This window comes from Solicola gregarius (assembly GCF_025790165.1).
GTDB classification, from domain to species: domain Bacteria; phylum Actinomycetota; class Actinomycetes; order Propionibacteriales; family Nocardioidaceae; genus Solicola; species Solicola gregarius.
Window position 1 is genome coordinate 3,598,072 of sequence record NZ_CP094970.1, and the last position, 11,638, is coordinate 3,609,709.

The window sequence follows — 11,638 nt, forward strand, 5'->3', positions numbered from 1 at the left end:
TGCGTGAGCGACCAGTGTTCGCTGTGCCCGGGCGGCACTAGGTTAACGCCATGACAACTCCTTGGATTCGTACGCTCGCGGCGCTCGCCGCAACCGTGCTCCTCGCCGCCGGCTGCAGCGGTGACGACGACGGTGACGTCACAGAGACCACCGACGGCGACGCGCGCATCGTCGAGCACGCGTACGGCGAGACGACCGTCGAGGGCACTCCCGAGCGAGTCGTGAGCCTCGGCCTGACCGATGCAGATCCCCTTCTCGCATTGGGAGTCGAGCCGGTTGCGATCCGTCCGGGCTACGGCGTCGACGGCGTCGGGCCGTGGGCGCGCGAGGCCCTCGGCGACGCGTCGCCGGAGGTCCTCGACGCCGAGGAGATCAACGTCGAGCAGGTTGCCGCGCTCGATCCCGATCTCATTGTGGCGATCAGCGCCGATGTCGACGAAGCGACGTACGACAAGCTGTCGAAGCTCGCGCCGACGATCGTGCGGCCGGAGGGCGCGATCAACTACGGCGTCTCCTGGGAGGTCGCGACGACGATGATCGGCAGCGCGGTCGACAAGGCCGACGAGGCACAGACGATCATCGAGGACACCAAGGTCGCCATCAACGACACGCTGCGCGCCAACCCGCACATCGACGGCACGAACGGCGCGATCGTGCGCGCCAACCCCGAGGGTGGGTGGTACATCTACACGCCGGTCGACGCGCGCGGGCAGTTCATGTTCGAGCTGGGCGTGAACCTGCCGCCGAAGCTCGCCAAGCTCGACGACGGCAGCAGCTACTGGGTCGACGTCAGCGCCGAGAAGACCGACGACCTCGAGGCCGACGTACTGGTGGCGATCGGTGACAAGGACGAGCAGAAGCTTTTCAAGGGCAACAAGCTGTTCCAGGATCTCGCCGTCAGCCGGCGCGGGGGAGTTGTCTACGTACCGCCGGAGCCGCTCGGGCAGGCGCTGTCATACACCACCGTGCTGAGTATCCCGTACGCGCTCGACGCGCTCGCGCCGCAGATCTCCGAGGCGCTCGACTGACATGTCCACTGCCACGACGAACCGCGTCCCGGACCGCATCGACACCCACGATGCTCAGCGCCGACGTTCGCGCACTGTACTCATCGGCGGGTTGGTTGCCGCCGTCGCCGTGTTGTTCGTGGTGGCCCTGCTCAGCGTCTTCCTCGGTACGCGGAGTATCTCGCCCGGGCAGATATTCGACACGTTCTTCCAATACGACAGCGAGAACACCGACCATCTCGTCGTTTGGACGCTTCGGGTTCCGCGTACGCTCGCGGGCATCCTGGTCGGTGTGGCGCTCGGTCTCGCCGGTGCCGTGATGCAGGGCGTCGCTCGCAACCCGCTCGCGGACCCCGGCCTGCTCGGCGTCAACGCGGGCGCGGCGCTGGCGGTCGTGTGCGCGATCAGCGTCCTCGGCGTCGGATCCGCGATGGGGTACGTGTGGTTCGCGTTCGTCGGCGCGGCCGTCGTCGCCGTCGCGGTGTACCTGATCGGGTCGCTCGGACGCGAAGGCGCCACACCGGTCAAGCTCGCGCTCGCGGGTGCGGCGATGACGGCCGCACTGCAGTCGATCACGACCGCGATCCTGCTGACCGACGTGGCGACGTTCGACAAGTTCCGGTTCTGGACGGTCGGGTCGCTCTCGGGCCGCAAGCTCGAGCTGGTCGCTCAGATGGCCCCGTTCATCGTCGCGGGCGTCGTTCTCGCGTTGTGCACGGGCAGGTTGCTCAACGCCCTTTCGCTCGGTGACGACGTCGCGCGCGGCCTCGGTCAGCGGGTGGCCCTCGCGCGCGGCCTCTCGGCGGCGGCGGTCGTACTTCTGTGTGGCGCCGCGACCGCTCTCGCCGGGCCGATCACGTTCCTCGGCCTGACCATCCCGCACGTCGCCCGGCTGATCACCGGGCCCGACTATCGCTGGATCCTGCCGTACTCGATGGTGCTCGCGCCGATCCTGCTGCTGGTGTCCGACATCGTCGGCCGCCTGGTCGCGAAGCCGGGCGAGCTCCAGGTCGGCATCGTGATGGCGATCATCGGCGCACCCTTCTTCATCCTCCTCGTCCGCCGACGCAAGCTCGCGGAGCTCTAGGCCGATGAGTACGACATCCGAGGAGACGTACGCGGAGATCGCCGACCAGTCGCCGGTCGTCACGGTCCGGCACGCACGCCAGCGTCGCGCGGCCCGGGTCACGTCCGTGACGGCGGTGCTCGCGGCCGTGTGCTTCGCCGTGTTCTGCGTCTCGCTGTCGGTGGGTGACTACAACATCCCCGTGCCCGATGTGGTCGCGACGTTGTTCGGCGGCGGCGACCAGGCGTCGGAGTTCATCATCAACGAGCTTCGGCTGCCGCGCGCACTGACCGCCGTGCTCACGGGCGCGGCGTTCGGGCTGTCCGGCGCGATCTTCCAGACTCTCGTACGCAACCCGCTCGCGAGCCCCGACCTCATCGGCATCACCCAGGGCGCGAGCGCGTCCGCGGTGATCTGCATCCTCGGCTTCGGCCTCAGCGGGTTCGTCGTGTCGGTCGGGGCCTTCGCAGGGGCGCTCGCGACCGCACTCGTGATCTACCTGCTCGCCTGGCGGGACGGCATCAGCGGCTACCGCTTCGTGCTGATCGGCATCGCGATGGCCGCCATGCTGATGAGCGTCATCTCGTACATGATGACGCGGGCCGAGGTGTACGACGCGCAGCAGGCACTCGTCTGGCTCACCGGAAGCCTCAACGCGAAGACCTGGGCGACCGTGAAGATCATCGCCTGGGCGAGCGCGGTGTTGATGCCGCTTGCGGTGCTTGTCGGCCGCGGTCTCCAGGTGCTGCAGATGGGTGACGACGCCGCGAAGAGCCTCGGCCATCGGGTGGAGCGCTCGCGCCTCTCGCTGATCGTGATCGCCGTCGCGCTCGCGGCCGTCGCGACCGCCGCTGCCGGGCCGGTCGTGTTCGTCGCGTTCGTTGCCGCACCGATCGCGCGCCGCCTCGTCGGCCACAACGGTCTTGCGCTCGTACCCGCCGCGCTCGTCGGCGCGCTCGTGATGCTGGCATCCGACTTCGTGGCGCAGCACGCCTTTCCCGGAACCCAGTTCCCCGTCGGCGTCGTGACAGGTGTCGTCGGCGCCCCTTACCTGCTCTGGCTGCTCGTGACGACGAACCGTGTCGGACGCGGTGGATGAGGAGAGACCGATGACGACCGAGCACACCCTCGAGGCAAGCGATCTGACGCTGGCGTACGACAGCCGGCCGGTCGTGCACGACCTGAGCGTCGCCGTCCCACAGGGCAAGGTGACCGTGATCGTGGGCGCAAACGCTTGTGGCAAGTCGACGCTGCTGCGTGGGTTGGCCAGGCTGCTGTCGCCGATGTCGGGCACGGTCTTCCTCGACGGCAAGAGCATCCACTCGATGCCGACCAAGACCGTCGCGACGATGCTGGGTCTGCTGCCGCAGTCACCGGTGTCACCCGAAGGCATCAAGGTGTCCGACCTGGTCGGCCGCGGCCGTTATCCCCACCAGGGCTGGTTCCGCAGCTGGGGCAAGGAGGACGACGAAGCAGTGGCGCAGGCCCTCCTCGCGACCGACACCTTGGAGCTCGCATCGCGGTCCGTCGACGAGCTGTCGGGCGGCCAGCGGCAGCGGGTGTGGATCGCGATGGCGCTCGCTCAGGACACCGATCTGCTGCTGCTCGACGAACCGACGACGTTCCTCGACGTGAGCCACCAGGTCGAGGTGCTCGACGTCCTCACCGACCTGAACCGACGGCGGGGTACGACGATCGTCATCGTGCTGCACGACCTGAACCTCGCGGCGCGCTACGCCGACCACCTGATCGCGATGAAGGGCGGCCGGATCGTCGGCGAAGGCGAACCCGCCGTCGTCGTGAACGAGGAGACCGTCGAGTCGGTGTTCGGGATGCCGTCGCAGGTGGTTCCGGACCCGGTTTCTGGAACTCCGATGGTCGTTCCGATCGGCCGCCACCACAGCACTCGCCGCGAGGAGGGGCCGACGGGCATCGATACGTCCGCCGCCTCGATCATCGAAGGAGTCGCCCGATGACCCGGGAGCTTTCGTACGTCCAGACGACCCTACGCAGCAGTGAGCAGCTGACACCGCACCTGCGGCGGATCGTGCTGGGGGGCGATGCGCTCTACCGTTGGGAGAGCAGCGGCGTGCCCGACGAGGCAGCGCTCCTCGTGATCCCCGATGCCAGCGGCTCGGTAGACGTACCCGCGGAGCACAACGGGCACGACTACTCCCGCTGCCGCTGGTACACCGTGCGTCGTTTCGACGCCGAGCGCGCCGAGCTCACCATCGACGTCGTCGGCCATGATGTCGGCCTCGCGACCCGGTGGGCGCGCCGGGCGCGTCCCGGCGACGCCATCGGCATCTCGTCGGTCCGCAGCTGGTACGACCGACCCGCCAATGCGCCGTGGCAGCTGCTCCTCGGCGACATCACCGCCGTGCCGGCGATCGGGCGCATCCTCGAGGAGCGGTCCGACGTGATCCCGACCGTGGTCCGCATCGAGATCGCCGACGCCCGCGACGAGGTGCAGCTTCCGGTACGCGACAACGTCAGCGTCGAGTGGATCCACAATGCCGGCGAGAGCCGGCTGGGAGAGCTCGTGCGCACCGCCGACGTGCCGGCCGGTGACGGATACACGTTCGTCGCAGGCGAGGCAGCCGCGACGCGCGACGTACGCCGCCACCTGCGCCACGAGCGCGGGCTCACGCCGGCGAGCTACAGCGTCATCGGCTACTGGACGGCGCGTTCGGAGGACTTCAACCGCCGGCTCGAGCAGTCGGGCATCGATCTCGCGGCCATCTACGAGGCCGGTGAGGCGGCGGGCAAGGACGAGGAAGAGCTTGCCGACGAGGTCGACCGGCAGTTGGTCGCCGCCGGGCTGTGACCGCCGGACCGGTGTCCGCGCCGGCCTCGGGGGGCGCGCTCATCGCGCGCGCGTACCGCCGGGAGTGGCGCCGGGTCGTGGCGGGCGTTGCCGGCCTGTCACTTCATCAGCTGTGCGAGGCGATGGTCCCGGTCGCGATCGGCCTCATCATCGACCAAGCGGTCGTCGCGCGTGACGTGTCGGCACTCGGCATCGGGGTCGCCGGCATGGTCGCGCTGTTCACCGTGCTGATGCTCGCGTACCGCACCGGAGCGCGCGTCCTCTTCTACGCCGTGCAGCGCGAGAGCCATCGGCTCCGCGTTCTGATCGCCGAGCATGTGCTGCACGGGCGGGGTGCACGGATGTCGTTGCGCTCGGGTGAGCTGCTCTCGGTCGCGTCGACCGATGCCGACCTGACCGGCATGACGTTGCGGCTATCGGGGTTCGGCGCAGGCGGGCTCGTCGCGATCGCGACCTCTGCGGTCGTGCTGCTGCGGATCGACGTCGTGCTCGGCGTCGGCGTGCTCGTCGGCGTACCCGCGATCGTCGTACTCCTGCAGGTTCTCGCGCCCTGGATGACGCGCCGATCGGCCGAACAGCAGGCGGCCATCGGGCGTACGACGGCGATGGCTACCGACCTGGTGCGAGGCGTTCGCGTGCTGCACGGCATCGGCGCCGAACGCCAGGCTCTGCGGCGGTACGAGCAGTCCAGTCAAGAGGCACTCGGCGCGGCGCTGTGGGCAGCCCGGTGGCGAGGACTGCTCCTGGGCGTCAGCGAGACCGCGAGCGGGCTGTTCCTCGCAGCCGTCGCGGGCACGGCAGGTTGGTTCGCGCTTGACGGCCGGATCTCCGTCGGGGAGCTCGTGACCGTGATCGGCCTGGCGCAGTTCGTGTCCGAGCCCGTCCGGATGCTCGGCGGCGTAGCCGAGGACATCGCGACCTTTCGCGCGTCGGCCGACCGGGTCGCCGGCGTGCTCCGCTCGCCGCTCGTGGCCGACGACGGTACGCGCGTCGCTCCGAGCGGCCAGGGCGTCACCGTCGAGTCGCTGTCGTACCGGTCCCTGGCCGGCGTCGATCTGACCGTTCGTCCGGGTGAGATGGTCGGCGTCGTCGCACTCGACCCACACGAGGGCGACGCGCTGGTAGACGTACTTGCCGGGCGGGCAGATCCACGTGAGTGCGGGGGAGTCGTCCGCGTCGGCGACGTACCGGTCACCTCCGCGAGCCGCGACAGCGTACGTGCGGCCGTGCTGGTCGAACCGCACGATGTCGCGCTCTTCGAGGGCACGCTCGACGACAACCTGCACCTGGGCCCGGCGGCGGTCGATGCGCCGTCGCTCGACGCCGTGCTCGCCGCGACGAGTGCGGACGACGTGGTCGCGTCGCATCCGGCCGGCCTGGAGCGTGCTCTGTCGGAGCGCGGTTCGGACCTTTCGGGCGGTCAGCGGCAGCGGGTCGCGCTCGCCCGGGCGCTGCTCGCCGACCCGGGTGTGCTCGTGCTGCATGATCCGACGACCGCCGTCGACGCGGTGACGGAGGCGAACGTCGCCGGGGGACTCGCCCGCGTACGCCACGCCGATCAGGACGCGCGGTCGACCGTGGTCGTGACCGCCAGCCCGGCACTGCTCGCGGCGGCCGATCGAGTCGTCGTGATCGACGGCGGCGCCGTCGCTGCCGAAGGGGCACACGACGAGCTGCTCGCCGAGCACGTCTCCTATCGGGCGCGAGTCGCGCGATGAGCGGCGACGAGTCGACGCGGCCGGTGCTGCCGATCGCGGATCGGCGTACGACCTGGCGGGTGGTCGCGCAGGATCTGCGCGCGCGCCCGGGCATCGCGTCCACCACCCTCATCGCGTTCGCACTCTCCAACGTGTGTGGGCTGTTGGCGCCGTGGATCCTCGGCTGGCTGGTCGACGCGGCGATCGACGACGCAGCGCATTCCGACATCGTCAAGGCCGTGGTCGTGCTCGGCGTCGCGGGAGTGGGCGCCGGTGGGTTCCTGCTCGTCGGGTACGTGTACATGGCACGCCTCGGAGAGGGGACGCTGGCGATGCTGCGCGAACGTGTCGTCGCGCGCGCAGTGCGGTTGCCCACATCGGTTCTCGACCGGGCGGGCAGCGGTGACCTGTTGACGAGGGTCGGCGACGACGTCGCGACCGTCACGCAGGCCATCAACAACACCTTGCCGATGGTCGTGGGCGCGGCGCTCGCGACCGGACTCACGGCTGTGTCGATGTTCGGACTGGACTGGCGCCTCGGCCTCGCCGGCCTTGCGTGTGCTCCGATCTACGCGTTCGCCGCCCGCTGGTACGTGCCGCGGGCAGTGCCGTTGTACGAGCGCGAGCGCCTCGCGGTCGGCGAGCGGGCGCAGACCCTGGTCGGCGCGCTCGACGGCAGCGAGACCCTGCGTGCCTACCGTGCCGAGGACCCGATGGTGTCGTCGATCGCGGCGAGGTCCCAGGCCGCGATGGGCCTGCGACTCCGCACCTTTCGGTTGCTCACGACGTTCACCGGGTGGATGAACCGCGCGGAACTCGTCGGGTTGGCCGCCCTCCTCAGCGTCGGCTTCCTACTCGTCGACGATGACGCCGTGTCGGTCGGAGCGGTGACGACCGCGGCGCTGCTGTTCCATCGGCTGTTCGGCCCGATCGGAACGCTGATGGTCACCTTCGACGACGTCCAGGCGGCGGGTGTGAGCCTCGCCCGGCTGGTCGGTGTGATCGAGATGGCGGAGGCAGCCGCACCCGATGCCGGACAGGTGACGGGGTCTCCGTCGGTACGGGTCGAGTCGCTCACGTACCGCTACGACGACGGCCCGGTGATCCTCGACGACGTCTCGCTCGCCGTCGAGCCCGGTGAGCGGCTCGCGCTGGTCGGTGCGAGCGGTGCGGGGAAGACGACACTCGCCTCCGTGATCGCCGGCCGGTTCATGCCCGACGCGGGAGACGTACGCGTCGCGGGGGTCTCGACCCGACAGCTCGGCGAGGCGGGCGCGCGCGAGTGGGTTGCGATGGTGAGCCAGGACGTCCACGTGTTCTACGGACCCCTTCGTGAAGACCTCCGTCTCGCGGCGCCCGATGCCGGCGATGACGACCTCCGAGCGGCTCTCGACTCCGTCGGTGCGCTGTCCTGGGTCGATGCGCTCCCCGACGGGTTGTCGACCGTCGTCGGCGAGAACGCCCATCCCCTGACCGCGGCGCGTGCCCAACAGGTTGCGCTCGCGCGGCTGGTACTTGCCGATCGTCCGATCGTGATCCTCGACGAGGCGACCGCCGAGGCCGGCAGCACGGGCGCCTACGAGCTGGAGTGCGCGGCCGACGGGGTCGTCGCGGGGCGTACGTCCATCGTCGTGGCGCACCGTCTGACGCAGGCCCTCGCCGCCGACCGGGTCGCCGTGCTCGAGGGCGGACGGGTCGTCGAGTTCGGCCCGCCCGCCGAGCTGATCGAGCGCGGGGCTGCGTTCGCCCGGTTGTGGGACGCGTGGCACGCATCGTCGGGTGACGTATCCGTCACCACCCCGTCCTGAGGCCGGCACGACGACGTCGAACGTGTCGCGGGTCAGCGTGCGGCGTCGGGCTCACGGGCGGGGTGGAGCTCCCGTGACCGAACGCAGCTTCGGAGCACGACCGCGAGCATTGCGACGCCCGCCGCGATAGAGGCGGCGTACTCGACAACGGCGACGCCGACTGCACGTGTGGGCTCGAACGAGTCGGGCCCGAACGCGAGTGCGGCAAGCCGCCAGGCGCTCCAACCGAACAGGTGACCCGAGACCACGAATGCGATCACGCGCTTCGCGGCCGCGTGCGCTTGCGGTCGCGCGATCAGGCGCCAGACCGTGAAGGCTCCGAGGAGGGACCACCCCGCCGTGTTGGCGTCCAGCAACCGTGCGTCGGGCCCATCGCGATACGCGGCGGACACGCCCGGGCCCGATCCGGCAGTCGCCCAGAACGCGGTTGCGATACCGACGACAGCGGGGAGCAGGAGTGCGAGGAGTACGACGGACCGCTGCCGCGCCGCGTTCCGAGCCGATGCGGGGGGCGCAGTGGCGACGAATGCGGATGGCCACCGCTCGCGCAGGTAGATCGGCAGTCCGACCGCCAGCCCGAGCGCCATCCCCGCGAACCCGACGTTGAGCAGGATCGACTCCCAACCCGGGATCGAGGCGCTGGACGAGGCGGCGGACTCGTGGGCCGAGTCGTCGAGCGAGGTCGCCGACAGCGCCGCCGCGGCGAGCATGTAGGGAATCATCGGTACGAGCAGACCAGAACCGATCCACGCGAAGAACACCACCGGCCCGGCGGGCAGCAGGTTGCCCCAGGGCTGCGCGATGGCGATGCCGAGCGCCGCGCCCGTTGCCGACATCACGATCGAGGCGACGTTCAGCGTGATCCACTCGCTGGTGCTCATACCTGAGCCGGACGGGCTCCCGTCGGCCAACCCGGCGAAGACCCACACCGCCTTGACGACGAGGTAACAGGACATCGTCGTGGCGGCGGCGTACCCGGCGACGCGCCGGGTCGTTCGCCACCTGGGCGCGACCGGCAGATCGTCCGATGCTCGAGCTGACATGACCGCGATCGTCGTGCACCGCATCCGGTGCGTTCTACCCCCGCGGAGGCCAGACGGGTCCCGCTGCCGAGGGTTTCGCGCGGAAGATGCGCGGATACCTTGATCGACCGCGATAGCGTCAGCGGGTGGCCATGGTCTGGAGTCGTCGCTCCCTCGTTGCGACCGTCATGCATCCCGTGCGGCTGTTGCCGCTCGCCTTCGTTGTCGGGATCGTCGTCGGCGGTCTCATCTTGATGCTGCCGATCTCTCGTACGGGGGACAGCGACGAGGTCGTGATGCCGGCGCTGTTCGCGTCCACGTCGGCCGTGACGGTCACAGGTCTCACCACAGTGGACACCGCCGAGTTCTGGACCCCGTTCGGCCAGGTCGTGTTGATGGTGCTCGTCCAGATCGGCGGGTTCGGCATCATGACCCTCGCAACGGTTCTGGGCCTGTTGGTCGGCGGCCGGCTCGGGCTTCGTACGCGGCTGATGGCGCAGGCCGAGATGCACATCGTCAATCTCGGCGAGGTGTGGCCGCTGCTGCGACGGGTCGCGGTCACGATGTTCTCGTTCGAGATCGTCATCGCGATCGTGCTGGCGATCCGTTTTCGTATCGCGTACTTCGACGACTGGGGTACGTCGGCGTGGTACGCGTCGTTCCACTCGGTGATGGCGTTCAACAACGCCGGCTTCTCGTTGAACAGCGATAGTCTCGTGGGCTACCTCGGCGACGCGTGGTTGATCTTCCCGCTCTGTATCGGCGTCTTCGCGGGCGCGGTCGGCTTCCCGGTCATGGCCGAGCTGTTCAAGAGCTGGCGACGGCCCGCGAAGTGGACGATCCACACCCGGCTCACGGTGTGGGGGTCCATCGCTCTGTTCGTCGCAGGCACCATCGCCTTTCTCGCGCTGGAGTGGAACAACCCGGGGACACTCGGTCCGCACGGCTGGTGGGACAAGGTCGTGACGGGCATCGAGGGGGGCATCATGCCCCGGTCGGGCGGCTTCAACAGCATCGACTACGCCGTTGCCAGGCCCGAGACGCAGGGCGTCACCGACATCATGATGTTCATCGGCGGCGGTAGCGCGAGCACGGCAGGCGGCATCAAGGTCACGACGTTCCTGCTGCTCGCGTACGTGATCCTCGCCGAGCTCCGCGGGGATCCGGACGTGATGATCGGCCATCGCCGGATCGGCACCCAGACGCTACGGCAGGCGGTGGCGATCGCGCTGCTGTCCGTCATGCTCGTCGCCGGCGCGACGCTGTTCGTCCTGCTGGCCACCGACTTCAGCCTCGAGGCGGTCCTGTTCGAGTGTACGTCGGCGTTCGGCACCGTCGGACTGTCGATGGGCATTACCGGAGACCTGCCGTACACGGCTCAGGTCGGGCTTATGCTCTTGATGTTCGTCGGACGTGTGGGCACGATCACGGCGGCCTCTGCACTCACCATGAGGCAGCGCATCCCGCGCTACCGGCTACCGGAGGAGCGGCCGATCATTGGGTAAGAAGGCACAAGCGCCATCGGACGCGCCCGTCATCGTCGTCGGCCTCGGCCGCTTCGGCGCTGCGACCGCCGCATCCCTGATCCGACTCGGCCACGAGGTTCTCGCCGTCGACGAGGATGCCGAGCTGGTGCAGAAGTGGGCGAGCGAGCTGACCCACGCCGTCCAGGTCGACACCACCGACGAGGAGGCCTTGCGCCAGATCGGGGCCGATCAGTTCGAGCGCGCGATCGTCGGCATCGGCAGCGATATCGAGGCCAGCGTGCTGACCGTTCTCACGCTCGTCGAACTCGGCGTGAGCGAGGTGTGGGCCAAGGCGGTGAGCATCAAGCACGGCAAGATCCTCAAGCGGGTCGGTGCGAGTCACGTGGTCTACCCCGAACGCGCCATGGGCGAGCGGGTCGCGCACATGGTCAGCGGCCAGATGATCGACTACATGGAGTTCGACGACGGATTCGCGATCGCGCGTACGCGGGCACCGGAGGAGGCCTACGACAAGACGCTCACCGAGTCGGCGCTGCGCAGCCGGTACGGCGTGACCGTCGTGGGTATCAAGCGGCCGGCGCAGGACTTCACGTACGCGCAGGCCGACACGATGATCCGGCAACGCGACGAGCTGATCGTCTCCGGTTCGACGCACAAGGTGGAGAAGTTCTGCGCGGTCACTGTCGCGTCCTGAGCCGACCCCACCGTGAGCGGGGCGTTCGGG

At 69.4% G+C, this 11,638-nt stretch carries 10 protein-coding genes; 9 read left to right on the plus strand and 1 reads right to left on the minus strand.

The window, feature by feature from the left end; translation table 11 throughout:
- Window positions 1–50 precede the first annotated feature (50 nt).
- Genes L0C25_RS17730 through L0C25_RS17760 form a run of 7 tightly spaced genes read left to right on the plus strand, consistent with a single transcriptional unit; the run spans window position 51 to window position 8,405 of the window.
- A complete protein-coding gene (locus L0C25_RS17730) occupies window positions 51–1,028 on the plus strand; it encodes an iron-siderophore ABC transporter substrate-binding protein (protein ID WP_271633040.1) in 978 nt (325 codons plus the stop codon).
- 1 nt (window position 1,029) lies between these two features.
- Entirely contained in the window at window positions 1,030–2,094 is a 1,065-nt protein-coding gene (locus L0C25_RS17735) for a FecCD family ABC transporter permease (RefSeq protein ID WP_271633042.1), read from the plus strand.
- A 4-nt stretch (window positions 2,095–2,098) separates the two neighbouring features.
- Window positions 2,099–3,172 carry a FecCD family ABC transporter permease gene (locus tag L0C25_RS17740; protein ID WP_271633043.1) on the plus strand — a complete coding sequence of 358 codons (1,074 nt, stop codon included), beginning with the start codon at window positions 2,099–2,101 and terminating at the stop codon, window positions 3,170–3,172.
- 10 nt (window positions 3,173–3,182) lie between these two features.
- Window positions 3,183–4,049 carry an ABC transporter ATP-binding protein gene (locus L0C25_RS17745; RefSeq protein ID WP_271633044.1) on the plus strand — a complete coding sequence of 289 codons (867 nt, stop codon included), beginning with the start codon at window positions 3,183–3,185 and terminating at the stop codon, window positions 4,047–4,049.
- Window positions 4,046–4,900 (plus strand): siderophore-interacting protein, encoded by an 855-nt coding sequence (locus L0C25_RS17750; RefSeq protein WP_271633045.1) that lies wholly within the window; start codon window positions 4,046–4,048, stop codon window positions 4,898–4,900. The genes L0C25_RS17745 and L0C25_RS17750 overlap by 4 nt, the downstream gene beginning before the upstream one ends.
- Window positions 4,897–6,618, plus strand: coding sequence for an ABC transporter ATP-binding protein (locus L0C25_RS17755; RefSeq protein WP_271633046.1), 1,722 nt, complete (start codon window positions 4,897–4,899; stop codon window positions 6,616–6,618). Before L0C25_RS17750 ends, L0C25_RS17755 begins: the two co-directional genes overlap by 4 nt.
- Window positions 6,615–8,405, plus strand: a complete 1,791-nt coding sequence (locus L0C25_RS17760; protein ID WP_271633047.1) for an ABC transporter ATP-binding protein — start codon at window positions 6,615–6,617, stop codon at window positions 8,403–8,405. Before L0C25_RS17755 ends, L0C25_RS17760 begins: the two co-directional genes overlap by 4 nt.
- 32 nt (window positions 8,406–8,437) lie before the next feature.
- Here L0C25_RS17760 and L0C25_RS17765 read toward each other — a convergent pair whose 3' ends face one another.
- A complete protein-coding gene (locus tag L0C25_RS17765) occupies window positions 8,438–9,448 on the minus strand; it encodes a hypothetical protein (RefSeq protein ID WP_271633048.1) in 1,011 nt (336 codons plus the stop codon).
- Between the two features lie 131 nt (window positions 9,449–9,579).
- On the opposite strand from L0C25_RS17765, the gene L0C25_RS17770 reads away from it, so the two are divergent.
- Entirely contained in the window at window positions 9,580–10,932 is a 1,353-nt protein-coding gene (locus tag L0C25_RS17770; RefSeq protein ID WP_271636853.1) for a TrkH family potassium uptake protein, read from the plus strand.
- Window positions 10,925–11,608, plus strand: a complete 684-nt coding sequence (locus L0C25_RS17775; protein ID WP_271633049.1) for a potassium channel family protein — start codon at window positions 10,925–10,927, stop codon at window positions 11,606–11,608. The genes L0C25_RS17770 and L0C25_RS17775 overlap by 8 nt, the downstream gene beginning before the upstream one ends.
- Window positions 11,609–11,638 lie beyond the last annotated feature (30 nt).